Raw genomic sequence first — 26,064 nt, forward strand, 5'->3', positions numbered from 1 at the left:
CTCGGCGTTATAAACCACCTTCAATCGGCAACTGCACCGTAGTTCAAGGCGCTAGTTGTTATGAAAGTGTAAACGCCAGGTAAGAAGGCAAGTTCCGCCGCGTGCGGATTATCAACTCGAATTTCGCCAATGAATGGCGAGAGATAGTTTTCAGGAATATTCAATGAAGATGGCGAAGGCCCCAGCCACCGCTCCCTTGTTCAAGGCTTTGGCTGACTATAAGAGCATTCTGATCAGCGTCGGTTGCTTTACGGCGCTCATTAACGTGCTGATGCTGGTGCCGTCCATCTACATGCTGCAGGTCTATGACCGGGTGCTGTCGTCGCAGAACGAAACGACCCTGGCGATGCTGACGCTGATGGTGGTGGGTTTCTTCGCTTTTATCGGCCTGCTGGAAGTGGTGCGCAGCTTTATCGTCATCCGTATCGGCAGTCAGCTGGAACGCCGTTTCAACCTGCGGGTGTATCAAGCCGCGTTCGAACGCAACCTGTTCAAGGGCGAGGGCAATGCCGGGCAATCGCTGGGCGACTTGACCCATATTCGCCAATTCGTCACCGGCCCGGCGCTGTTCGCGTTTTTCGATGCGCCGTGGTTTCCGGTCTATCTGTTCGTGATTTACCTGTTCAATGTCTGGCTTGGCGTGCTCGCCACGGCCGGCGCGCTGTTGCTGATCGCGTTGGCGTGCCTCAACGAGTACATGACTAAAAAGCCGCTGGGCGAGGCCGCCGGTTTTTCGCAGAAATCCAGCCAGTTGGCCACCAGCCATTTGCACAACGCCGAAACCATTCAGGCGATGGGCATGCTCGGTTCGCTGCGCAAGCGCTGGTTCCAGGTGCACTCGCGCTTCCTCGGCTTGCAGAATCAGGCCAGTGACACCGGTGCAGTGATCAGTTCGCTGAGCAAAACCTTACGCCTGTGCCTGCAATCGCTGGTGCTGGGCCTCGGCGCCTTGCTAGTGATCAAGGGCGACATGACCGCCGGCATGATGATCGCAGGTTCCATTCTGATGGGCCGCGTGCTCAGCCCGATCGACCAGTTGATCGCGGTGTGGAAACAGTGGAGCGGGGCGAAGCTGGCTTACCGCCGTCTCGACGCGCTGCTGCAAGCGTTCCCGCCCAGTGACGACGCCATGGCATTGCCGGCGCCGAAAGGCCAGATCACCTTCGAACAGGTCAGCGCCGGCCCGCCGGGGCAGCGTGCCGCGACCTTGCACATGGTCAATTTCAATCTCGCCGCCGGCGAAGTGCTCGGCGTGCTCGGGGCGTCCGGCTCGGGTAAGTCGACCTTGGCGCGGGTACTGGTTGGCGTGTGGCCGACACTGGGCGGCACCGTGCGCCTGGATGGCGCGGATATTCATCGCTGGAACCGCGATCAGCTCGGCCCGTACATCGGCTATTTGCCGCAGGACATCGAACTGTTCAGCGGCAGCATCGCCGAGAACATCGCGCGTTTCAGCGTGGCCGATCCGCAGCAAGTGGTGGCGGCCGCGCAGCAGGCCGGCGTCCACGAGATGATCCTGCGGTTGCCGCAAGGCTACGACACGCAATTGGGCGAGGACGGCAGTGGCTTGTCCGGCGGCCAGAAACAGCGCGTTGCCCTGGCCCGTGCAATGTATGGCACGCCGACCCTGGTGGTGCTCGATGAACCCAATTCCAACCTCGATACCGTCGGCGAAGCGGCGCTGGCCAGCGCGATTGCCGCGCTCAAGGCGCAGGGCACCACGGTGGTGCTGGTGACGCATCGTTCTTCGGTGTTGGCTCAGGCTGACAAGCTGCTGGTGCTCAACGATGGCCGCCTGCAAGCCTTCGGCCCAAGCCAGGACGTGCTCAAGGCACTCTCCGGCAACCCTGAACAACAACGCGAAAAAGCCGCGCAGGCACCGGGCGGGCTCAGCATGAGCCGACAGTATCAGCCCTCGACGAGGAATTCGGGTGTATGAGCAGCGCAAGCATGAACACTGAAAACGAAGCGAATATGGAACACGCCTACCTGAGCGAACGCCCGGAACGCGACGCGAAATTCTTCGCGCGTATGGGCTGGATTCTGGCGATTGTCGGCGCTGGCAGTTTCTTCACCTGGGCGGCCCTGGCGCCGCTCGATCAAGGCATTCCGGTACAGGGCACCGTTGTGGTCTCGGGCAAGCGCAAAGCCGTGCAGTCGATGAGCAGCGGCGTGGTCAGCCGGATTCTGGTGCGCGAAGGCGAAATCGTGAAACAAGGCCAGCCGCTGTTCCGTCTCGACCAGACCCAGGTCGCCGCCGACGTGCAGTCGCTGCAAGCGCAATACCGCATGGCCTGGGCCAGCCTCGCGCGCTGGCAGGCCGAGCGTGACAACCTCAAGCAAGTGACTTTTCCTGCAGAACTGAGCAGCGACCCAGACCCGCGCCTGGCGTTGGTGCTGGAAGGACAGCGGCAATTGTTCAGCAGTCGCCGCGAGGCGTTTTACCGCGAGCAGGCCGGGCTGCGTGCAAGCATCGAAGGCGCCACCGCGCAACTGGCGGGCATGCGCCGCGCACGCACCGACCTGAACGCGCAGGCCAATTCGCTGCAACAGCAGTTGAGCAATTTGCAGCCACTGGCTGACAACGGCTACATCCCGCGCAACCGCTTGATGGAATATCAGCGGCAACTGTCGCAAGTGCAGCAGCAACTGGCCGAGAACACCGGCGAGAGCGGCCGGGTCGAGCAGGGCATCCTCGAAACGCGCCTGAAGCTGCAACAGCACAGCGAGGAATACCAGAAGGAAGTGCGCACGCAACTGGCCGACGCGCAATTGAAAAGCGTGACGCTGTCGGAGCAACTGACCTCGGCCGGTTTCGACCTGCAGCACAGCGAGATTGTCGCCACTGCCGACGGTGTGGCGGTCAACCTCGGCGTGCACACCGAAGGCGCCGTGGTGCGCCAGGGCGAAACCTTGCTGGAGATCGTGCCGCAGGGCACTTCGCTGGAAGTCGAAGGCCACTTGCCGATCAGCCTGATCGACAAGGTCGGCACGCATTTGCCCGTGGACATTCTGTTTACTGCGTTCAACCAGAGCAAAACTCCGCGCGTACCGGGCGAAGTCAGCCTGATTTCCGCCGACCAGATGGTCGACGAAAAAACCGGTGTGCCGTACTACGTGCTGCGCAGCAGCGTCAGCGATCAGGCCATGGAGAAGCTCAACGGTCTGGTGATCAAACCCGGCATGCCGGCAGAAATGTTCGTGCGTACCGGTGAACGTTCACTCCTCAATTACCTGTTCAAACCGCTGCTCGACCGGGCCGGTTCCGCGTTGACCGAGGAATAAGGATGTTCGGCTGTATGACCAAGTTTTCAATGCTGGCGGCGCTGACATTGCTCGCGAGCCAATCGGCAGGAGCGGCCATGGGGCCGTTCGAGATCTACGAACAGGCGTTGCGCAATGACCCGGTGTTCCTCGGGGCGATCAAGGAACGCGATGCGGGCCTGGAAAACCGCGCCATCGGCCGCGCCGGGCTGCTGCCGCGCATCGGTTACACCTATAACAAGGGCCGCAACTCGTCGAAAGCCACGTCTCTGGACGAGCGCGCCCGCAATAACACCGACGAGCGCAACTACAGCAGTTACGGCTCGGCACTGACCCTGCAACAGCCGCTGCTCGATTACGAGGCGTATGCGGCGTACCGCAAAGGTGTGGCGCAGTCGTTGTTTGCCGATGAAGCTTTCCGTGGCAAGAGCCAGGAACTGCTGGTGCGTGTACTCGACAACTACACCAAGGCGCTGTTTGCCCAGGACCAGATCGACATCGCACTGGCGAAGAAGAAGGCCTACGAACAGCAGTTCCAGCAGAACGAACACATGTTCAAGCAAGGTGAGGGCACCCGCACCGACATCCTCGAAGCCGAGTCGCGCTACGAACTGGCGACGGCCGAGGAAATCGAGGCGCGCAACGAGCAGGACGCCGCGCTGCGTGAACTGGGCGCACTGGTCGGCACGCCGGCGGTGGATATCGGTGATCTGGCGCCGCTCAACCAGAACTTTCAGACCTTCGCTCTGCAACCTGCCAACTACGACACCTGGCACGAACTGGCGGTGAGCAACAACCCCAACCTCGCGTCGCAGCGCCAGGCCGTGGAAGTCGCGCGTTACGAGGTGGAGCGCAACCGCGCCGGGCACCTGCCGAAAGTCAGCGCCTACGCCTCGATGCGCCAGAACGAATCGGAAAGCGGCAACACCTACAACCAGCGCTACGAAACCAACACGATCGGCTTTGAAGTCAGCGTGCCGCTGTATGCAGGTGGCGGCGTATCCGCCTCGACCCGCCAGGCCAGCCGCACGATGGAGCAGGCCGAATACGAACTCGACGGCAAGACCCGCGAGACGCTGATCGAACTGCGTCGTCAGTTCAGCGCTTGCCTGTCCGGGGTGAGCAAATTGCGCGCCTACCAGAAAGCCCTGAGTTCGGCGGAAGCGCTGGTGGTCTCGACCAAACAAAGCATCCTCGGCGGTGAGCGGACCAACCTCGACGCGTTGAACGCCGAGCAACAACTGTTCACCACCCGCCGCGATCTGGCGCAGGCGCGGTATGACTACTTGATGGCCTGGACCAAGTTGCATTTTTACGCCGGGACCTTGAGCGAGCAGGATCTGGCGCGGGTGGACGAGGCATTTGTGGTCGCTGGGCAGCCCTCACCCTAACCCTCTCCCAGAGGGAGAGGGGACTGAATGGGGGATGCTGAAGAAATCCGCCGACCTGACGGTTCGATAGTGAATTCACTAAAGAAGCTGAGTTGGACTCGGTTCGAAACTCAACACAAAACGGCTCCCTCTCCTGGGGGAGAGGGCTGGACGGGCGGCGTTCCGATGAGGGGAAGCAGGCAACACCGTAAAAAAGCCCTGCACAAAAACAATAAAAGCGAGAACAAAACATGGACGTACGCATCAAGCCGATTTCGGTCGGCACCCTGCTGTTTGCAATCTCGACAACAGCGGCCCACGCCGCCTACCTCGAAGCCGGCCAACCCGGCGATCCAGCCAGTTGGCGCAGCGCCGAATTCGTCCGCGATTGGGGCCTGAGTCGCATGCAAGCCGAGTACGCCTATGCCGCCGGCATCACCGGCCAAGGCGTTAAAATCGGCGCCCTCGATTCCGGCTTCGACGCCGTCCACCCTGAGTTCACCCGAGATCGCTACCATCCGCTGCTGGCCAGCGGTACTTACCTTGACGGCTCAGCGTTCAACGTCGACGGCACGCTCAACCCGAACAACGATTCCCATGGCACCCACGTGGTCGGCACCATGGGCGCCGCGCGCGATGGCAGCGGCATGCACGGCGTGGCGTACAACGCGCAGATCTACGTCGGCAACACCAACAAGAACGACAGTTTTCTGTTCGGCCCGAGCCCCGACCCGCGCTATTTCAAAGCGGTGTATGACGCGTTGGCCGATGCCGGCGTGCGCGCGATCAACAACAGTTGGGGCAGTCAGCCGCCGGATGTCAGCTATCGCACACTGGCCGACCTGCACGCCGCTTATGCCCAGCACTGGAATAAAGGCACTTGGCTCGATGCGGCGGCGGATGTGTCTCGCCGTGGTGTGATCAACGTGTTCAGCGCTGGCAACAGCGGCTACCCGAATGCCAGCGTGCGCTCGGCGCTGCCGTACTTTCAGCCGGAACTGGAAGGCCACTGGCTGGCGGTCTCGGGGCTGGATCAGGGCAATCAGCAAAAGTACAACCAGTGCGGCATCGCCAAATACTGGTGCATCACCACCCCCGGCGCGAAGATCGACAGCACCATTCCTGGCGGCGGATACGCAATCAAATCCGGCACTTCGATGGCCGCGCCGCATGCCACCGCCGCGCTGGCGCTGGTGATGGAACGCTATCCGTACATGAACAACCAGCAGGCGCTGCAAGTGCTGCTGACCACCGCGACGCAACTGGATGGTTCGGTCACCGATGCGCCAAGCGAACGCGTCGGCTGGGGTGTGGCCAATCTGAACCGGGCGATGCACGGGCCGGGGCAGTTGCTCGGCGAGTTCGACGCCAACCTCGGCGCAGGGCAGAGCGATGTCTGGAGCAATGACATCTCCGACAAAGCGCTGCTCCAGCGCCAGAGCGAAGACCTTGCCGAATACAGCGCCTGGCAACAGACCCTGCAAGACAAGGGCTGGCAGAATGGCGTTGCGCTCGGGGCCAGCCAGCAGGATCAAACCGATTACGCAGTCGGCACGGCGCGGGCTGCGGCGGCAGCGGGGCGGGTGTACGAGGGCAGCCTGATCAAATCGGGCGCCGGGCATCTGCTGCTCAGTGGCGACAACACCTATCGCGGGCCGACCACGGTCAACGGCGGGCTGCTGACGGTCAATGGTTCGCTGACATCAGCGGTCACGGTGAACGACAGCGGCACCCTCGGCGGCTCCGGACGCATCGCTGCGCTGTCGGTGAAAAACGGCGGAAGGGTGGCGCCGGGCAACTCCATCGGCACCCTGAACGTCGCCGGTGATGTGACGCTGGCCCCAGGCTCGACTTACGCCGTGGAGCTGTCGCCGACCGGCAGCGACCGCATCGTCGCCGGCGGCACGGCGACTGTCAGTGGTGCGACCGTCAGCCTTTCGTTGGAAAACAGCCCGACGCTGCTCAGCACTGCCGAGGCGCAAAGCCTGCTCGGTCGTCAGTACAACATTCTGCAAGCAGCCGGCGGCATTCAGGGCCAGTTCGGCGCAGTGCTGCCTAATTACCTGTTTATCGGCGGCAGCCTTGATTACGCGGCCAGTGGCATTCAATTGAACATCGAGCGCAACGCAACGTCGTTCGCCAGCGTCGGCCAGACCCCGAACCAACGTTCGGTGGCCGCTGCCGTGGAAGGTCTCGGCGCCGGCAACGCAGTGTTTGAAAGCCTGCTGCGTGCGCCAGACGCGCCAACCGCGCAACAAGCGTTCCAGCAGTTGAGCGGCGAAATCTACCCGGCGCTCGGCACGATGCTGATCAACGACAGCCGCCAGGTTCGTGACGCGGTGGGCGAGCGCCTGCGCGACAGCAACGCCGGGCAAAGCAACGGCTGGATCAAAGCCCTCGGCGCGTGGGGCAAAACCGATTCGAGCCACGACACGGCCGGCTACAACACCTCGATCGGTGGCCTGCTGGCCGGTGTCGATGGCGCACTGGATGAGCAGACTCGCATCGGTCTCGTTACCGGTTACAGCGACAGTTCGCTGAGCATGGGGTCGGGCACGCATTCTTCAGCCAAGGTCGACAGCTATCACCTCGGCGCCTATGCCGGGCACGAAATCGGCGCCTGGCGCTTGAGCACTGGCGCGGCTTACAGCTGGCATCGCGCCGATGTGCAGCGTGATCTGCACTACGGCGTAGTCAGCGGCAAGCAGAAAGCCAAGGTCGACGCGGCGACCACACAAGTGTTCGGCGAGGCGGCTTATCGAGTCGACCTGCAACCACTGGCGCTGGAGCCGTTCGCCAATGTGACCTACGTGCATCTGGACACTGAAGGTTTCACAGAGAAGGGCGATGCGGCAGCGTTGAAAAGCTCGGGCGATCAGCGCGACGCGGTGCTCAGTACCCTCGGCGTGCGGGCGCGCAAGACTTTCAATATTTCGGCAGGGCAAGCGCTGGACGTCAGCGGCAGCCTCGGCTGGCAGCACAGCCTCAGCGACATCGATTCAGAACAACACCTGCGCTTTGCCAGCGGCGGCACGCCGTACGCGGTGGAAGGTTCAGCGCTGGTGCGCGACGCCGCGCTGGTCGGCGTGCAAGCCAGCCTGGCGTTGAGCAAGGACGTACGGGTCAACCTCGATTACCACGGACAACTGGCCAGTCACGAAAAACTGCACGGCGTCGGCCTGAGCCTGAACTGGCAGTTCTAATCGCTACGCATCGCCACAGGCGTTGATCGTTCCCACGCTCCTGCGTGGGAAGGATCAGCGTGCGGATTGAGACGGATTTTTCGCAACAACACTAAGGAAGGTCGCTGGATGAACAACAACAATACCCCCGCGCAAACGGGTGGCCGCTTTGCCCTGAAAACCCTGACGCTCGCCGTGCTCTGCGCCCTCGGCACCGCCCACGCTGCGCCTTACGTGGAGAACGGCCGCACGGGCGATCCGTCGAGCTGGCGCAGTAGCGAATTCCAGGCCGATTGGGGCCTGGGCGCGATCGGTGCCGATTACGCTTATGCCGCCGGCTACACCGGCAAAGGCGTGAAGCTGGGGATCTTCGACCAGCCGGTGTACGCCGCACACCCGGAGTTTTCCGGCAGCAACAAAGTCGTCACCCTGGTCACCCGCGGCATTCGCGAATACACCGACCCTTACATCCCGGTCAAAGCCGGGGACGCGTTCCTTTATGACGGCTCGCCCACAGTCGGTTCCAACGGCAAACTCGGCGCTCACGGCACCCACGTCGGCGGTATCGCCGCCGGCAGCCGCGACGGTGGCGTCATGCATGGCGTGGCGTTCGGCGCACAGATCATCAGCGCCGACAACGGCGACCCGGGCCCGGAAGACGGCATCGTGCGCGGCAACGACGGCGCGGTGTACAAGGCCGGTTGGGATGCGCTGATCGCCAGCGGCGCCCGGATCATCAACAACAGCTGGGGCATCGGCATCACCGACCGCTTCGATCTGGGTGGCCGCGATCCGGCGTATCCGCACTTCACCGTCAACGACGCGCAGTTGCAGTTCAACGAGATCCGCACGCTGCTCGGCACCAAACCCGGCGGCGCCTATGACGGCGCCATCGCTGCCGCGCGCAGCGGCATCGTCACGATTTTTGCCGCAGGCAACGACTACAACCTCAACAACCCCGATGCGATCGCCGGCCTCGGCTATTTCGTCCCGGACATCGCGCCGAACTGGATCACCGTCGCCGCCCTGCAAAAGAACCCGGATCTGGCCAGCAGCACCCCGTACATCATGAGTACGTTTTCCTCGCGCTGCGGCTACACCGCAAGCTTCTGCGTGGCCGCGCCGGGCACGAAAATCTACAGCTCGATCATCGAAGGCACCAGCCTCGACAACCTGACCACCAGTTATGCCAACTACAACGGCACCTCGATGGCTGCACCGCATGTGGCCGGTTCGGTGGCGGTGCTGATGGAGCGCTTTCCATACATGACTGGCGATCAGGTCGCCACGGTCCTGCGCACCACCGCGACCGACCTTGGCGCACCGGGCATCGACGCCTTGTACGGCTGGGGCATGATCAACCTGCGCAAAGGCATCGACGGCCCATCGATGTTCGTTACCGAGCAGGACATCCCGGCCGAATTCCGCATCGACGGCGCCTACGGTTCCGGCCAGTTTGTCGCCGATCTGCCGGGTGTCGGCGCCATTATCGACAAAGGCAAGCCGACCGAGCGCGTGTGCACGGACATTACCTGCGGCCTCGATACCTGGCGTAACGATATTTCCGGTCACGGCGGTTTGACCAAGCAAGGCATCGGTACCCTGGTGCTGACCGGCAACAACACCTACAGCGGCCCGACACTGGTCAATCAGGGACGGCTGGCCATCAACGGTTCGCTGCAATCGGCCGTCACCGTGAATGACGGCGGCGTCCTCGGCGGCAATGGCCGTATCGGCGCGCTGGCGGTCAACAGCGGCGGCACGGTGGCGCCGGGCAACTCGATCGGCACGCTGAATGTTGCCGGCGACGTGACCTTCGCGCCGGGCTCGACCTACGCCGTCGAGCTGTCGCCGACCAGCAGCGACCAGATCGTTGCCGGCGGCAAAGCCGTCATCGAAGGCGCCACCGTGAGCATGTCGCTGGAAAACAGCCCGACCTTGCTGTCCACCAACGAAGTGCAAAGCCTGCTCGGTACGCGCTACAACATCCTGCAAGCGGCCGGTGGCATTGAAGGGCGCTTCGGCCAGGTGTTGCCGGATTACGCCTTTCTCGGCGGCACGCTGGCGTACTCGGCGGATGGCATTCAACTGGCGGTGGGGCGCAACGACGCCTCGTTTGCCAGTGTCGGCCTGACGCCGAATCAGCGTGCGGTCGGTGCAGCGGCTGAGCGCTTGGGCGCTGGCAACGCGCTGTTCGAAACTCTGCTGCTGTCGCCGAACGCGGCGTCGGCGCAGCAAGCGTTCCAGCAACTCTCCGGCGAGATCCATCCGGCCATCGGCACCTTGCTGATCAACGACAGCCGCTACCTGCGCGAAGCCGTGGGCGAGCGTCTGCGTGAGCGCGATCTGTTCAACGCTGATGCGCCGACTGACGATCGCAGCAATGCCTGGGTCAAGGTGCTGGGGTCGTGGGGCAAGAGCGATGGCGGCCACGAAAATGCCGATTCCACCAGCTCCATCGGTGGCTTGCTGGCCGGTGTCGACGGCTTGATCGCTGAAGATACGCGCCTGGGTTTCGTTACCGGTTATAGCGACAGCTCGTTGAGCATGGGCAGCGGCACGCATTCCTCGGCGTCGGTCGACAGCTACCACTTGGGTGCGTATTTGGGACATGAAATCGACGCGCTGCGCCTGACCGTCGGCGGAGCCTACAGCTGGCACCGCATCGACGCCAAACGTGATCTGCAGTTTGCCGGTGTCAGCGGCCAGCAGAAAACCAAGCGCGATGCGACCACGGCGCAGTTGTTCACCGAGGCTGCGTACGATCTGCGCCTGCAACCGATGAATCTGGAGCCGTTCGCCAATCTGTCCTACGTCCACCTCAACACCGACAGCTTCACCGAAAAGGGTGACGCGGCGGCGCTGAAGGGCGGTGAAGACAACCGCGACGTGGTGCTGTCGACCCTCGGCGTGCGCGCCAAGCGCAGCTTCGCCTTGTCGGATCAGCATCAGCTGGAGCTGGGCGCGAGCCTCGGCTGGCAGCACAACCTGAGCAGTGTCGACGCCGACAGCCACCTGGCGTTCGCCAACGGCAACAGCGCCTTCACCGTGCAGAGCGTGTCGATGGATCGCGACGCAGCGGTGGTCGGCGTGCGTGCCGGCCTGGCACTCAACCGTGACGTGCGGGTCAATCTGGATTACAACGGTCTGGTCGGCTCGAACGAAAAAGACCACGGTGTGGGGCTGACGCTGGATTGGCAGTTCTAACGACAGTTCCTGGTGTACCGGCAGTGCTCAAGGGCGCTGCCGTTTTGAAGGAAGAGAGGACACGACATGGGATTGTTCGATTACAGAAATGCCGATGGCAAAGCGTTGTACAGCGACGCCATCGCACTGACGCTGTATGCCTACTCGCCGACCGGCAAACCGTTACCGGCCACAGCTTGGAATCCTATCGCGGCGACCGCTCTGGGTTATCAAGGCAAGGTCGGTGCGCAGGGCACGTTCTTCGGTGAGCAGGACGGCTACACCAGCGCCGAGGCCGAAGTGCTCGGCAAGTACGATGCCGCCGGCAAGCTGATCGGTATCGGCATCGCCTTTCGTGGCACCGGCGGGCTCGGTTACAGCGACACCTACGGCGACATGAAAAACAACCTGCTGGCCGCCGTTGGCCCGTCGGATTATGCGAGCAACTACGCGAAAAATGCTTTCCACAATCTGCTCAAGGCTGTCGCCGCGTTTGCCATGGCCAACGGCATCGCCGCCCAGGACGTCTTGATCAGCGGTCACAGCCTCGGCGGGCTCGGGGTCAACAGCGTGGCCGAACTGAGCGCCAGCCATTGGGGCGGGTTCTTCAAGGATGCCAACTACATCGCCTTCGCCTCGCCGACCCAGAGCAGCACCGGCAGCAACGTGCTGAACATCGGTTACGAAAATGACCCGGTGTTCCGCGCACTTGACGGCACGACCTTCAGCAGCGGTTCGCTCGGCAAACACGACGGCGCGCACGATTCGACCACTGACAACATCGTCAGCTTCACCGACAACTACGCGTCCACCGCGCAGAACCTGGTGCCGTTCAGCATCGTCAATCCGCTGAACTGGTCGGCCCACAGTTCGCTGGGCTATGCCGACGGCTTGAACCGGGTGATCGACTCGCAGTTCTACCCGCTGACCCATAAGGACTCAACGATCATCGTTTCCAATCTGGAAGAGGCGTCGCGGGGCAAGACCTGGGTTGAAGACCTCGGCCGCAGCGGCGAGCCGCATGTGGGCAGCACGTTCATCATCGGCACGCACAGCAGCGACTGGCTCAAGGGCGGCAGCGGTAACGACTTTCTTGAAGGCCTGGGCGGTGACGACCGTTTCCGCGATGACGGCGGCTTCAATATTCTGCTCGGCGGTCAGGGGCACAACACCTTCGAGCTGCAAAAGCCGCTGCAGAACTTCAGCTTCGCCAACGACGGCGACGGCACTCTCTATGTGCGCGACGCCTACGGCGGCATCAGCCTGACCCGCGACATCGGCGCGCTGGTCAGTAAAGAGGCGGGTTCGTGGTGGGGCAGCAAGGAGATCACCTGGGGCGTCACGGCCAAGGGCCTGAGCAATGGCAGCGAGCTGACTCAGTACAACCACTCCCTCAGCGGCGATGGCTACGGCAATGCGCTGCACGCCAGCGCTGACGGTGACTGGCTGTTCGGCCTCGGTGGCAATGACAGCCTGATCAGCGACAAGGGCCATGTGACCTTCGTCGGCGGCGCCGGTAATGACGTGATGACAGCGCTGGGCGGTAACAACACTTTCCTGTTCAGCGGCGCCTTCGGCTTCGATGCCATCAATGGTTATCAAGGCAACGACAAACTGCTGTTCATGGGCGTCGAAGGCGCGGGGCAGGGCTACGACTACAAACAGCACGCCTCGCAGTCCGGTGACGATACCGTGCTGAAGATTGGCGACTATGCCGTGACCCTGATCGGGGTGGGAGTGGCTAACCTGTCGGACTCGGCGTTTGTCTTCGCCTGATTCCGAATCTGTAGAAGAACCAATGTGGGAGCGAGCTTGCTCGCGAAGGCGCAGTGCCAGTCAATATTTGTATACCTGACACACCGCTTTCGCGAGCAAGCTCGCTCCCACAATGAACATTACAAGCAGTAGTACTGAAATGCTCCGGTGCGCTCACCAAGGGGCGCTCTGGCTGTGAGCTATCTCTGGACAATTCCAACAACAAGAGAGGCAATGGCAATGGGTGTGTATGACTACAAAAACCTCGGTACGGCCGATTCCAAGGCTTTGTTCAGCGACGCCATGGCGATCACGCTGTATTCCTACCACAACCTCGATAACGGCTTCGCCAGTGGTTATCAGCACAACGGTTTCGGCCTCGGCCTGCCGGCCACGCTGGTCACCGCGCTGATTGGCGGGACCGATTCGCAAGGGGTTATTCCCGGCATCCCGTGGAACCCCGACTCGGAAAAACTCGCCCTTGAAGCGGTGCAAAAGGCCGGGTGGACACCGATCAGCGCCACGCAACTGGGCTACGACGGCAAGACCGATGCTCGCGGGACGTTCTTCGGCGAGAAACCCGGCTACACCAGCGCGCAAGTGGAAATCCTCGGCAAGTACGATGCTCAAGGGCATCTCACCGAGCTTGGCATTGCCTTTCGCGGCACCAGCGGCCCGCGGGAAATCCTCATCGGCGATTCGATTGGCGACGTGATCAACGATCTGCTCGCCGCGTTCGGCCCTGCCGATTATGCGAAAAACTACGTCGGCGAAGCGTTCGGCAACCTGCTCAACGATGTCATGGCGTTCGCCAGGGCCAACGGCCTCACCGGCAAGGACATTCTGGTCAGCGGCCACAGCCTCGGCGGGCTGGCGGTCAACAGCATGGCGGACTTGAGCGGCGGCAAGTGGGGCGGGTTCTTTGCCGACTCCAACTACATCGCCTACGCCTCGCCGACCCAGAGCAGCACCGACAAGGTGCTCAATATCGGCTATGAAAACGACCCGGTGTTCCGCGCTCTCGACGGCTCGACCTTCAGCGGCGCTTCGGTCGGCGTGCACGATGCGCCGCACACCTCGACCACCGACAACATCGTCAGCTTCAACGACCATTACGCCTCCAGCGCCTGGAACGTGCTGCCGTTCTCGATCCTCAACATCCCCACCTGGATTTCGCACTTGCCGACCGGTTACGGCGACGGCATGACGCGGGTGCTGGACTCGAAGTTCTACGACCTGACCAGCCGCGACTCGACGATCATCGTCGCCAACCTGTCGGACCCGGCACGGGCCAACACCTGGGTGCAAGACCTTAACCGCAACGCCGAAACCCACAAGGGCAGCACGTTCATCATCGGCAGCGATGGCAACGACCTGATCCAGGGCGGCAGCGGCAATGATTATCTGGAGGGCCGCGCCGGCAACGACAGTTTCCGCGACAGCGGCGGCTACAACATCATCCTCGGCGGGCAGGGCAGCAACAGCCTCGACCTGCAAGGCTCGGTGAAGAACTTCGATTTCGCCAGCGACGGCACCGGCAACCTGTACGTGCGCGATGCCAACGGCGGGATCAGCATCACCCGCGACATCGGCAGCATCGTCAGCAAAGAGCCGGGCTTTCTCTGGGGGCTGTTCAAAGACGACGTGGTGCACAGCGTCACGGCCAGCGGTTTGAAGGTGGGCAGCAACGTCACCACTTACGAATCCAGCGTGAAAGGCAGCAGCGGCGCCGACACGCTCAAGGCCCATGCCGGCGGCGACTGGTTGTTCGGGCTCGACGGCAACGACCACCTGATTGGCGGCAGCGGCAACGATGTGTTTGTCGGCGGTAGCGGCAATGATCTGCTGGAGTCGGGCGGCGGCGCCGATACCTTTCTGTTCAGCGGTGCATTCGGACACGATCGGGTGTCCGGTTACACGGCCAACGACAAACTGGTGTTTCTCGGCGTGCAGGGCGTTTCGCCGGCAGACGATTTTCGTGCGCATGCCAGCAGCGTCGGGCAGGACACGCTGCTGACGTTCGGCAATGATTCGGTGACGCTGGTCGGGGTGTCGCTCAATAGCCTGAGCGGCGAGGGGATTGTTATCGCCTGATGGGGTGGCGCTTATTGCGACGGATTGCCGGTGACCCGGCAATCCGCTGTCGCCAGCAGGCTGGCTCCTACATTAAAACTTTTGCAGTCACAAACCGAGATCGGACAGCCCCGGGTGATCATCCGGGCGCCGGCCCAGCGGCCAGTGAAACTTGCGCTCGCTTTCCTTGATCGGCATGTCGTTGATGCAGGCGTAACGCTGGAACATCAGGCCGTTGTCATCGAATTCCCAGTTTTCGTTGCCGTACGAACGGAACCAGTTGCCTGAATCGTCGTGCCATTCATAGGCATAACGCACTGCGATACGGGTATCCGAGTAGGCCCAGAGTTCCTTGATCAAACGGTAATCCAGCTCTTTCGCCCACTTGCGGGTGAGAAAGGCCTTGGCTTCTTCGCGGTTGGTGGCGAACTCGGCGCGGTTGCGCCATTTCGTATCGAGGGTATAGGCCAGCGAGACCCTTTCTGGATCGCGGCTATTCCAGCCGTCCTCGGCCAGACGCACTTTCTCGATAGCCGATTCGCGGTTGAACGGTGGCAATGGCGGACGTACCTGAGCTGCAGTCGACATATCAATCTCCCGAATAAATGAATGATTAAACAACGTGTCCGGCTTATTAAAACGTTACAGGTTCAATAACTTGCGCGCCATGCATTGCGCATTATCGGCAGCACTGTGATCACCCATCACCAGCGCTACGGTAATGGCACCGTCAATCAGGATCAGCAATTGCCTGGCCAGCAACAACGGGTCTTCGGCGCCATGTTCGGTACACAGCTCGCACAGGTAGCCGAGCAGCTTCTGTTTGTGTTCTCTGGCGACCAGCCGCACCGGATCCTGCGCATCGCCGGTCTCGCCGCTGGTATTGATGAATGCACAGCCGCGAAAGCCTTCGGAGGCGAACCAGCCTTTGAGCACGCTGAACAGGTTGAGCAGGCGATCGGCTGGGGTTTGGGCCTGATCGACAGCGTTTCTGTACCAGTCCATCCAGCGGATATCACGGCGTCGCAACGCGGCGACCACCAGCGCGTCCTTGTCGGCAAAGTAACGGTAAATACTCTTTCTGGAGACACCGGCAGTCTTCACCAGAAGATCCATGCTGGTGGCGGCGATGCCACTTTTATAGATCAGCTTTTCGGTGACATCGAGAATAATTTCGCGGGTTTCGTTGCTAGTGAGTTCGTTCATGTGGCGGACAGTAGAATGAATGTTCTTCTTGGTCAAGCGACTTTCTTGCTGGCCTTCAAATCGCTTTCGCGAGCAGGCTCGCTCCCACATTTGAAATGCATTCCCAGCTGGGAGCGAGCCTGCTCGCGAAGGGGCCATGACAGTCACCCACGAGACCCGAGGGGAACGATGGTGTAAGCTCTCAACCTCTTCGGATTCGACCCATTGCGAGCCCTATGCCGTTGCTTTTCAAACGTTCCCTGCTGCCTAAACTGCGCAGCTTTCCGCTGACTGCCGAGGCCCTGACCATTCTGTCCGGCGCCGCCGAGTTCCGTCGTTGCCTGCTGGAGAAAATCGCCAGCGCGACGCAGCGCATCTACATCGTCGCGCTGTATCTGCAGCAGGACGAAGCCGGTCAGGAGATTCTCGATGCCCTGCACGCCGCCAAGCTCAAGCGCCCCGAGCTGGAAATCGCGGTGGTGGTCGACTGGTTGCGTGCGCAGCGCGGGTTGATCGGCGCCGGCAAGCAGCCGGGCAATTCGGCGTGGTATCAGGAAATGACCCGCACCCACCAGAGCGAAGTGCCGGTCTATGGCGTGCCGGTGCAGACCCGCGAATTGTTTGGCGTGCTGCACCTGAAGGGCTTCGTCATCGACGACTGCGTGGTCTACAGCGGCGCGAGCCTGAACAACGTTTATCTGCACAAGTTCGACAAGTACCGCTTCGACCGTTATCACGTCCTGCACAGCCACGACCTGGCGGACTCGATGCATCACCTGGTCAAGCATGGCCTGATCGAATCGAAAGCGGTGCATCGCCTCGACCTGCCCAACCTGCCGACCACGCGCAGCCTGCGCAACGACATCGGCGATCTGCGCAGCCGTCTCAAATACGCGACGTACGACACGGCCAAAGGCAGCAGCGGCAGGGAAGGGCTGTCGGTCAGCCCGCTACTGGGTGTAGGCAAGAACAACCCATTAAACCGGGCGATTCTCGAGCTGATCGCCAGCGCGCAGACCCAACTGACCATCTGCACGCCGTACTTCAACCTGCCGCTGGGGGTGATCCGCGAGATCAATCGGGCGCTGGCGCGCGGGGTGAAGATCGATATCGTGGTCGGCGACAAGACCGCCAACGACTTTTACATCCCGCCGAGCGAGCCGTTCAAGGTGATCGCCGCGCTGCCGTATCTCTACGAGATCAGCCTGCGCCGCTTTGCCAAACGCCATCAGCGCAACATCGACAGCGGTCAGTTGAACCTGCACCTGTGGCGCGACGGCGACAACACCTACCACCTCAAAGGCATGTGGATCGATCAGCGTTACACGCTGCTGACCGGCAACAACCTCAATCCACGGGCGTTCCGGCTCGACCTGGAAAACGCACTGCTGATCGATGACCCGAAAGGCGAGTGGCTGGCACCGCGAGCGCAGGAGCTGGAAGAGATCTTCCGCCACACCACGCGCATCGACAGTTTTCAGAATCTGGAAACGCTGCCGGATTACCCGGCCGGGGTGGCCAAGTTTCTCAAGCGCGTGAGTCGGGTGCGGATTGAGCGGTTGCTCTACCGAATCCTCTAATCGTTCGGATTTTGTGTTGCGGCTACGACCGCCATCGCGAGCAGGCTCACTCCTACTTTGGAATGCGTTCCCCTGTAGGAGTGAGCCTGCTCGCGATAGGGCACTGACAGGCGCTACAAAACCTCAGTTAAGTCCCAATTTACCGCGCAACGTCGACAAATCCTCAGCCAGCGTATTCACCGGTCCGACCAGCGCCTTGCGGTCGTTGTCCTTGACCTTGTCATAGGTCTCGAACCCGCCATCGGCGGTTTTGTATTTGGCGAGGATCTTGTCCACGCTGGCGAAGTTCTTGTCGACCTTCGCGGCGAACGCCTTGTCCTGCTGCTCGATCTGCGGGCGGAACAGGTCGACGATTTTCTTCGCGCCGTCGATGTTGCCCTGGAAGTCATACAGGTCGGTGTGGCTGTAGCGATCCTCTTCACCGGAGATCTTCGTCGCGGCGACCTCTTCGAGCAACGCCGCCGCGCCACCGACGACTTTTTCCGGCGGGAAGGTCAGGCCGGCGACGCGGGTCTGCAGGTCCTGGACGTCCTTGTTCAAACCGTCCGCCAGGGCATCGAGCCCTTGGGTCGACTTCTCCGCAAACAGCGAATATTCGAGGCGGTGGAAACCGGTGAAATCCTCGGCCTTGACGCCTTTTTCGTGATCGTCGACGCGAGAATCGATGGACGCGTCGAGGTCGCTGAACAGTTCGGCAATCGGCTCGATCGACTCGTAGTACACGCGGGTCGGTGCGTAGAGTTTTTGTGCGGTAGCCAGGTCGCCTTTCTTCACGGCGTCAGTGAATTGCTGAGTGTGGCTGGCCAGTTCATCGAGCTTTTCGGTGACGTAGATCTTGTAGTCCGACACCGGCCCCACCAGGTCCAGCGGTGCTGTGACGGCGAAGGCCGACAGCGGGGTGTTGAGCAAACCAAGGGTCAGCAGTAACGCGAGTGGCGTCTTTTTCATCGGGGCGGCTCCAGTGTGGTTTCAGGCGGCGGTTTTTGGTTGTGTGGCGTTGAGCAGCGAGCGACCGATGAAGTCCTTGTCGCTGGTGACACCGGGCAGGGTGAAGAAGTAGCCGCCGCCGACCGGTTTGAGGTATTCCTCGAGCGGTTCGCCGTTGAGCCGGGTTTGCACGGTGATAAAGCCTTTTTCCAGATCGGCCTGGTAGCAGATGAACAGCAGGCCCATGTCGAGCTGGCCGTTCTTGTTCACGCCGTTGGAGTAGTTGAACGGCCGACGCAGGATCAGGTTGGCCTGGCTCGCGGCGGTGCGCGGGTTAGCCAGGCGAATGTGCGCGTCGAGTTTGGTCAGCTTGCCGGCCGGGTCCTTGCTGTAATCCGGGACCTGGTTTTCATGCTCGGCGCCCATCGGTGCGCCGGTGGTTTTGACCCGGCCGATAATGCTTTCCTGTTCCTGCAACGGTGTGCGGTCCCAGCGCTCGACGAAGTTGCGGATGATCCGCACCACCTGATAACTGCCTTGGGCCGCCCAGGCCGGTTCGTCGCTGCCGGGCTGCACCCAGACCAGCCGGTCCATGGCCTTGCCGTCGTTGGAATCGGGGTTGGCCGAGCCGTCGCGGAAACCCAGAAAATTGCGCGCCGACTGTGCTGGCACACCCGGTTTCGCAGGGGCCTGCGGCGGTACGCTGCCTTCCTGTTTCCAGCGCACCAGCAGCAGGTCCGGAAGGTTTTTGACGATATCGCGCAACGCATGAATGTTGGTGTCGGCGGTGTTCGAACAGAACTGCAGGCTCAGGTCGCCGTGGCAGCAATCGGCGTCCAGCGCGTCGTTGGGGAAGCCAACCATGCGTTGCAGCCGTTTAGGCTTGGCGGCGGCCAGACCAAAGCGCTCGTCGAACAGCGAATCACCGACAGACACGGTAATGGTCAGATTGTCTGGGGTGACATTGGGGCCAAGGATGCCCGAATCCACCGGCGGCAGTTTCGGATCGATCTGCGCCACCGGGCCGCCCTTCATCAGAAACGCGATGCGCTCGTTGAGGGTGCGAAACAGCCGCTCGAGATCGTCACGATCACTGGCCAGCACATCGAAAGCCACCAGCATGCCCGAGGCCGGGCGCGGTGTGACGATACCGCTCTGGTGTACACCGTGGAAATCGTGGCGATTTTCTGTCTTGTCGCTACTTGGCGCTTCGGTGACTTGCGCGGGCGTGGCGGCCATGGCCGGGCAGCTCAGCGCCGAGCCGGCGAGGGCGACACCGGCGGCGCCCATGCCCATGAGGACGCGGCGACGTTGCAGGTTGAGGGTTTCGAGTTCTTTCATCGGGTCAGGTCTTCTGCTTACAGGCCGGAAAGGCCAAGGGCGGGATCGATGCCATCCAGCGCGTCGGCCAGGGCCTGGGCTTTATGGGCGAGCTGCTGGCGTTGTTCGCCGCTGACGCTGTCGTAACTGGCGTAGCCTTGAGCAACTGTGTGGTTGCTTAGCGCGGTATCGAAGTCCGCCAGTGCGGCGTCGATTTTCGGCAACAGGTCAGCGGCGGATTTGCTCAGCATCGGCCGCAGCAGATCAACGACTTTATGCGCGGTCTGCGCATTGGCGGCGAAACCGTTGAGGTCAGTGTGGCTGTAGCGCTCTTCTTCGCCGTTGGCCGCGCGCACCTCGGCGAGGGTGTTGAGGTTGCGCACAACGATGCTCACCAGTTGTTCCGGCGGCAGTGATTGGGCGAGCAGTTGCTGTTTCAACTCAGTGACATCGCTGAGCAGTTGGTGCGCAACCGGCGCCAGTCCGTCGAGTTTGCGTTGCTGGAACAGCGCGTATTCGAGGCGATGGAAGCCGACGAAGCCCGGGTCCTCTTCGCGTTTTTCGAAATAATCGGCACGGGCATTGATGCGGTTATCCAGTTCGGCGAGGCGTTGCGCTGCCGGGGCCAGCCGTTGATACGCAGCACGCGCCGGCAGATACAGCGCCTGCGCCTGACTCAGATCACCGATGGCGATGGCTTGATTCAGTGCGCTCACGGCTTTGATCAGTGCGCTGCTCTGGCTGGCGAGGTATACGCGAAACTCCGATAGCGGCCCGACGAAAGCCACCATCGACGGCTTGGCTTTGGCCGCAGCCTCGGACGCCGCGGTCGGGGTCACGTGCAAGGTGCCGCGCGGGTTGCTCAGCAAGCCGCAGGTGATTGCATAATCGCCCGGCTGCAGGTTGGCGTTGATCACCTGGCTCAGGCCCGGCGCAATGTTTTCGCGTTCTTCGACCACCAGCACACCGTCGAGGATTTCCCATTCGACGGCGCGGTCCGAGCGGTTGACGATGCGGAAACTGGCGCGCCCGGCCGGCACGCTCAGCGCATTCGGCTCGCACTTGCCCGGATGAATGTTGACCACCACTTCATCGCGGTTGTGCTGACGCTTGGCGGCGGCCAGTTGCGCGGCGTAATAGAACAGCCCGCCGGCGGCGATCATCACCACCACCGAGCCGGCCACCGCCCAGCGCAAGGCGCGGGGAGGCGAGGCCTGAGGAGTTTTAGGCTTGGACATGAAGGTCCTTATTGGCTGGAAACGGAAGTCGATGACACCGATGGCGCGGGCGCGGGCAGGAAGAACAGCACCAGCGCCACCAGCAGGTAGATCACATAGGCACCGAGCGTGCTGATGGTCGGCGCGTCCTGATAACCGAACATGCCGGCCAGCACCGAGCCCAGCGGGCCATCCATCGGCAGGGTTGCGCTGAAGTCGAACAGCACGGTCTGCCAGTGATTCCACAGCCCGGCCTCATGCAGCGCCTGCACCGAGTTGGCGAGAATCCCGGCGGCCACCACCAGAATGAACAGCCCGGTCCACTTGAAGAACGCCGAGAGGTTGAGACGCATGCTGCCGCTGTAGATCAGAAAGCCGACGATGACTGCCAGTACCAGCCCCAACAGTGCGCCGATCGGCGCGCCCGGGCCTTCGCTCTGCTGGAACACCGCGAGCAGGAAGAACACCGTTTCCAGGCCTTCACGGGCGACAGCAAAAAACACCATGGCGATCAACGCGATCACCTGATGCCTGGACGCGGTCAGCGCCTGATCCAGCGAGGCTTGCAGCGAATGCTTGATCGAACGGGCGACCTTGCGCATCCAGAACACCATCGAACTGAGAATACCCACAGCGACCAGCCCGACGATGCCTTCGAACAGCTCTTGCTGCTTCTGCGGGAATTCAGCACTGACCAGTTCCAGGCCACCGCCCACCAGCAGGGCGAGAGCGGCGGCGAGGAAAACTCCGATCCAGACGGCGGGCATCCACTGGCCTCGGCCGGTTTGCTGGAGGTAACTGGCGATGATGCCAACGATCAGCGCGGCTTCGATGCCTTCGCGCAGCATGATCAGAAAGGGAACGAGCATTCGGCACAACCAACGGTGATTTAGATAGGTAGCTAAGTTGTAACATAATGACACTCATTCCCAAATGGCATTGATTGACATTTAGCTGAACCTAACCTGAACAAAACCGATCTTTGCCTCACCCATATCCTTTGTAGGAAGGGTGTCGTGGACAGCCCACGATTCTGAATACGCCACCAATCCTGTGGGAGCGAGCTTGCTCGCGAAGACGGCGGCACTTTCAACATCGCATTCGCCTGACCCAACGCCTTCGCGAGCAGGCTCGCTCCCACAGGGGTAAGATGCCGGGCATCGAAATAACAACAAGGCTCGCCGCGTTCCATGTCGGAAAAAGACACCATCGCCGTTCAACTGGTGCGCGAAGCGCTGTTGCAGAGTTGTGCGCCCGGCGCGGCCACGCAGGAGGTTCTGCACAAGGTCGGGATCGATCCGGCATTGCTTGAGGCCGATCACGCACGGGTGCCCGCGTCGCAATACGCGAAGCTCTGGCGCCTGCTGGCCCGGCGCGCCGACGATGAGTTTTTCGGCATGGACCCGCGCAAGCTCAAGTCCGGCAGCCTGGCGTTCATGTGTCGCGCTGCGATAGCGCAAACGACATTAGCGGCGGGGCTGAGCACAGGCTTGTGTTTTCTCTCGCTGATGCTCGAGCGGCTGCCGGCGCAATTGGTGCACCAGCAAAGCCTGGCGGAAATCGTCCTGCTCGAAGACGACCCCGAACCGCGCCGCGCTTTTACCTATTTCACCTACTGGATGATCGTCCACGGTGTCGCCTGCTGGCTTGCCGGACGGCGCATTCCGATTCTGGCCATCGAACTGCGCTGCGCCGCGCCGGACTTCACCGATGACTATCAAGTGATGTTTTCGCAAAACCTGCGCTTCGGACGCCCGCGCACGCGGATGATTTTTTCCGCCGACTGCCTCGACCTGCCGATCAAGCGCAGCCCCGAAGAGCTGCAGCGCTTCCTGGCTCATGCACCGGCGAACATTCTGGTGAAATACCGCGACCCGGAGAGTCTCGCCAGCCGGATCAAGCATGACCTGCGAAAATTGCCCGCCGAGCAATGGCCGGAAACCGAAGCGCTGGCCCAGCAATTGTGCATGTCCGCCTCGACGTTGCGCCGTCGCCTGGCGTTAGAAGGGCAGACCTGGCAGGGCCTCAAGGACAGCGTGCGCAAGGAGCTGGCGATTTCCTGGCTGGCGGAGCCTTCAATCAGCTTCGCCGAGATCGCCGCGCGCCTGGGGTTTGCCGATGTCAGCTCGTTCTACAAGGCGTTTCGCAAGTGGTCGGGGTCTAATCCGGGGCACTATCGCACGTTGATCTTGAATGAGGCTGGCTGAGCTGACGCCATCGATAGCAGGCTAGCTCCACAGTTTGAAATGCGTTCCAACCTGTGGGAGCTAGCGCTGCTATCGATACCGCCATGACAGGCGCCGCATGACTGATCGTTCCCATGCTCCGCGTGGGAATGCCACAAGGGACGCTCCGCGTCCCAACTCGGGAAAGGACGCAGAGCGTCCGGGCTGCATTCCCACGCAGAGCGGGGGAAAGAGCATCATGGCCGGGGTTTTGGCCAAACCAGTCAACCAGCTTGATGGCTTTGACCATTGCCCCAGGCCCCGCTCAGCGCGACTATCGCTCTGTTGTTTACGGTTCCCAGCCTAATAAAAACACCGAGGGATTCTGGCAATGCGCGATTACTTGTCTGCTACCGAACAGTTCAACTATCAGCACACCGTCGAGGCCGCGCTCAGCGGTTCGCTGCAAGCGCTCAACGCCTGTGTCGAATGCTGCGATCGCCACGCCTTGCCGGGGCGCATTGCGTTGTTCTGGGAGGGCCGCGACGGCAGCAGTGCGACGTACACCTTCACTGACCTGCACGACAAGGCCGCGCGTTTCGCCAATTTCCTTCTCGCACAAGGCGTGCAAAAGGGTGACAAGGTCGCCGGACTGCTGCCGCGCAATGTCGAGTTGCTGATCACCGTACTCGCCACCTGGCGCATTGGCGCGGTGTATCAGCCGCTGTTCACCGCCTTCGGCCCGAAAGCCCTTGAACATCGTCTGAACAGTTCCGGGGCCAAAGTCGTGGTGACCGATGCGGTCAACCGGCCGAAACTCGCTGAAGTCGCAGATTGCCCGACGCTGGTCACGGTGGGCGGCGCCAAAGGTCAGGGCATCGTGCGTGGCGATTACAGCTTCTGGGCCGAACTGGCTAACTATTCCAGCGTTTGCGAGCCGGTGCTGCTGACCGGTGAAGATCCGTTTCTGCTGATGTTCACCTCCGGCACCACCGGCCCGGCGAAAGCGCTGTCGGTGCCGCTCAAGGCCATCGTCGCCTTCAAGAGTTACACCCGCGATGCCGTGGATCTACGCCCGGAAGATGCGTTCTGGAACGTCGCCGATCCGGGCTGGGCCTACGGCATCTATTTTGGTGTCACCGGGCCGTTGGCGCTGGGCCATCCGATTACTTTCTATGACGGGCCGTTCACCCTCGAAAGCACTTGCCGGGTGATCAACAAATACGGCATCAGCAACCTCACCGGGTCGCCGACGGCCTATCGTCTGCTGATTGCCGGCGGTGATGAATTCGCCAAGTCGATCAAGGGCAAACTGCGCATCGTCAGCAGCGCCGGCGAGCCGTTGAACCCGGAAGTGATTCGCTGGTTTGCCGACCATCTCAACGTGGTCATCCATGATCATTACGGCCAGACCGAACTGGGCATGGTCCTGTGCAACCATCACGGCCTCGACCATCCGGTACACGTCGGCGCCGCCGGGTTTGCCTCGCCGGGCCATCGCATCGTGGTGCTCGACGAACAGTACAACGAGCTCGGCGTCGGCCAGCCCGGCATTCTCGCCATCGACCGCCCGCGATCGCCGATGTGCTGGTTTGGCGGCTACGAAGGTGCGCCGACCAAGGCGTTTGTCGGCAACTATTACCTCAGCGGCGACACCGTGGAGTGGAACCCGGACGGCAGCATCAGCTTCGTCGGCCGTAGCGACGATGTGATCACCACCTCCGGCTACCGCGTCGGCCCCTTCGATGTTGAAAGCGCTCTGATCGAGCACCCGGCGGTGGTCGAAGCGGCGGTGGTCGGCAAACCCGACCCGGAACGCACCGAACTGGTCAAAGCCTTCGTCGTGCTCAGTGCGCAATACCGCGCAGCCCCCGAGCTGGCTGAGGAACTGCGCCAACACGTGCGCAAGCGTCTGGCCGCGCATTCATACCCGCGAGAAATCGAATTTGTCAGCGAATTGCCCAAGACCCCGAGTGGCAAATTGCAGCGCTTTATCTTGCGCAACCAGGAAATCGCCAAGGCTCAAGAGGCGGCGGCGAACAACGTTTCAGCTTGAATCGAAGGAAACAGTCATGCAGATCGAGAACAAGGTTTTTATCGTCACCGGCGGCGCGTCCGGCCTCGGTGCGGCCAGCGCTGAGCTGCTGGTCAGCGCCGGCGCGAAAGTGATGCTGGTGGACATGAACGCCGAGGCCGTGGCCGCTCAGGCGCAGCGCCTCGGCGCGCAAAGCGTGGTCGCGGACATCAGCAACGAAGCCGCCGCCGAAGCCGCGGTACAGGCGACCCTCGATGCGTTTGGCAGCCTCAACGGCCTGGTCAACTGCGCCGGCATCGTCCGTGGCGAGAAAATCCTCGGCAAGACCGGCCCGCATGCACTGAGCAGTTTCGCCCGGGTGATCAACGTCAACCTGATCGGCAGCTTCAACATGCTGCGTCTGGCCGCTGCGGCGATTGCCGAGTCTGAAGCCAACGCCGATGGCGAGCGCGGGGTGATCATCAACACCGCCTCGGTGGCGGCGTTCGACGGCCAGATCGGCCAGGCCGCGTACTCGGCCTCCAAGGGCGCGATCGCCAGCCTGACCCTGCCGGCCGCCCGCGAACTGGCGCGCTTCGGCATCCGCGTGATGACCATCGCCCCGGGCATTTTCGAAACGCCGATGATGGCCGGCATGAGCCCGGAAGTGCGTGATTCGCTGGCCGCCGGCGTACCGTTCCCGCCACGTCTGGGCAAGCCGGCCGAATACGCCGCGCTGGTGCGCCACATCATCGTAAACAGCATGCTCAACGGCGAGGTGATCCGTCTCGACGGCGCCTTGCGCATGGCCGCCAAGTAAGGAGGA

General features: G+C 61.9%; 17 protein-coding genes. 11 read left to right on the forward strand and 6 right to left on the reverse strand.

The features are described 5' to 3' along the window. Positions 1-163 precede the first annotated feature (163 nt). From V6F91_RS05715 to V6F91_RS05745, 7 genes are all read left to right on the forward strand, one after another. Positions 164-1,939 carry a type I secretion system permease/ATPase gene (locus V6F91_RS05715; protein ID WP_332762967.1) on the forward strand — a complete coding sequence of 592 codons (1,776 nt, stop codon included), beginning with the start codon at positions 164-166 and terminating at the stop codon, positions 1,937-1,939. Further along, positions 1,936-3,285 (forward strand): HlyD family type I secretion periplasmic adaptor subunit, encoded by a 1,350-nt coding sequence (locus V6F91_RS05720; RefSeq protein WP_332762968.1) that lies wholly within the window; start codon positions 1,936-1,938, stop codon positions 3,283-3,285. Before V6F91_RS05715 ends, V6F91_RS05720 begins: the two co-directional genes overlap by 4 nt. 2 nt (positions 3,286-3,287) lie before the next feature. Further along, on the forward strand, positions 3,288-4,655 hold the full coding sequence (locus V6F91_RS05725) for a TolC family outer membrane protein (RefSeq protein ID WP_332762969.1): 1,368 nt from the start codon (positions 3,288-3,290) through the stop codon (positions 4,653-4,655). A 230-nt stretch (positions 4,656-4,885) separates the two neighbouring features. Further along, positions 4,886-7,837: an autotransporter domain-containing protein gene (locus V6F91_RS05730; RefSeq protein ID WP_332762970.1), complete on the forward strand. Its 2,952-nt coding sequence runs from the start codon at positions 4,886-4,888 to the stop codon at positions 7,835-7,837. A gap of 108 nt (positions 7,838-7,945) precedes the next feature. Beyond that, a complete protein-coding gene (locus V6F91_RS05735) occupies positions 7,946-11,023 on the forward strand; it encodes an autotransporter domain-containing protein (RefSeq protein ID WP_332762971.1) in 3,078 nt (1,025 codons plus the stop codon). A gap of 66 nt (positions 11,024-11,089) precedes the next feature. Then, positions 11,090-12,778, forward strand: a complete 1,689-nt coding sequence (locus tag V6F91_RS05740; RefSeq protein ID WP_332762972.1) for a polyurethane esterase — start codon at positions 11,090-11,092, stop codon at positions 12,776-12,778. Between the two features lie 219 nt (positions 12,779-12,997). Then, complete coding sequence (locus V6F91_RS05745; protein WP_332763588.1) at positions 12,998-14,851, forward strand: polyurethane esterase; 1,854 nt, start codon at positions 12,998-13,000, stop codon at positions 14,849-14,851. An 87-nt stretch (positions 14,852-14,938) separates the two neighbouring features. On the opposite strand, the gene V6F91_RS05750 is transcribed toward V6F91_RS05745, so the two are convergent. Together V6F91_RS05750 and V6F91_RS05755 are read right to left on the reverse strand one after the other, a co-directional pair. Continuing rightward, positions 14,939-15,418, reverse strand: a complete 480-nt coding sequence (locus V6F91_RS05750; protein ID WP_332762973.1) for a nuclear transport factor 2 family protein — start codon at positions 15,416-15,418, stop codon at positions 14,939-14,941. Between the two features lie 54 nt (positions 15,419-15,472). Continuing rightward, positions 15,473-16,036 (reverse strand): TetR/AcrR family transcriptional regulator, encoded by a 564-nt coding sequence (locus tag V6F91_RS05755; RefSeq protein ID WP_332762974.1) that lies wholly within the window; start codon positions 16,034-16,036, stop codon positions 15,473-15,475. Positions 16,037-16,251: 215 nt separating this feature from the next. Here V6F91_RS05755 and pssA point away from each other — a divergent pair, with 215 nt between their 5' ends. Next, the gene (gene pssA / locus V6F91_RS05760) at positions 16,252-17,595 is read left to right on the forward strand and encodes a CDP-diacylglycerol--serine O-phosphatidyltransferase (RefSeq protein ID WP_332762975.1); all 1,344 of its coding nucleotides are present in this window, start codon (positions 16,252-16,254) and stop codon (positions 17,593-17,595) included. A gap of 123 nt (positions 17,596-17,718) precedes the next feature. Here the strand turns inward: pssA and efeO (V6F91_RS05765) are convergent, their stop codons facing one another. Genes efeO (V6F91_RS05765) through efeU form a run of 4 tightly spaced genes read right to left on the reverse strand, consistent with a single transcriptional unit; the run spans position 17,719 to position 21,928 of the window. Continuing rightward, on the reverse strand, positions 17,719-18,543 hold the full coding sequence (gene efeO / locus V6F91_RS05765) for an iron uptake system protein EfeO (protein WP_332762976.1): 825 nt from the start codon (positions 18,541-18,543) through the stop codon (positions 17,719-17,721). A 21-nt stretch (positions 18,544-18,564) separates the two neighbouring features. Next, a complete protein-coding gene (gene efeB, locus V6F91_RS05770) occupies positions 18,565-19,863 on the reverse strand; it encodes an iron uptake transporter deferrochelatase/peroxidase subunit (protein ID WP_332762977.1) in 1,299 nt (432 codons plus the stop codon). Between the two features lie 17 nt (positions 19,864-19,880). Then, positions 19,881-21,080: an iron uptake system protein EfeO gene (gene efeO, locus V6F91_RS05775; protein ID WP_332762978.1), complete on the reverse strand. Its 1,200-nt coding sequence runs from the start codon at positions 21,078-21,080 to the stop codon at positions 19,881-19,883. An 8-nt stretch (positions 21,081-21,088) separates the two neighbouring features. Next, a complete protein-coding gene (gene efeU / locus V6F91_RS05780) occupies positions 21,089-21,928 on the reverse strand; it encodes an iron uptake transporter permease EfeU (RefSeq protein WP_332762979.1) in 840 nt (279 codons plus the stop codon). A 321-nt stretch (positions 21,929-22,249) separates the two neighbouring features. Here efeU and V6F91_RS05785 point away from each other — a divergent pair, with 321 nt between their 5' ends. The 3 genes from V6F91_RS05785 (at position 22,250) to V6F91_RS05795 (ending at position 26,058) form a co-directional block, all read left to right on the forward strand. Next, positions 22,250-23,266 carry an AraC family transcriptional regulator gene (locus V6F91_RS05785; protein ID WP_332762980.1) on the forward strand — a complete coding sequence of 339 codons (1,017 nt, stop codon included), beginning with the start codon at positions 22,250-22,252 and terminating at the stop codon, positions 23,264-23,266. Between the two features lie 349 nt (positions 23,267-23,615). Beyond that, the gene (locus V6F91_RS05790; RefSeq protein ID WP_332762981.1) at positions 23,616-25,280 is read left to right on the forward strand and encodes an AMP-binding protein; all 1,665 of its coding nucleotides are present in this window, start codon (positions 23,616-23,618) and stop codon (positions 25,278-25,280) included. A 16-nt stretch (positions 25,281-25,296) separates the two neighbouring features. Then, complete coding sequence (locus V6F91_RS05795) at positions 25,297-26,058, forward strand: SDR family NAD(P)-dependent oxidoreductase (protein ID WP_332762982.1); 762 nt, start codon at positions 25,297-25,299, stop codon at positions 26,056-26,058. Positions 26,059-26,064: the final 6 nt, after the last annotated feature.

The organism is Pseudomonas koreensis (genome assembly GCF_036668835.1).
GTDB classification, from domain to species: Bacteria; Pseudomonadota; Gammaproteobacteria; order Pseudomonadales; family Pseudomonadaceae; genus Aquipseudomonas; species Aquipseudomonas koreensis_I.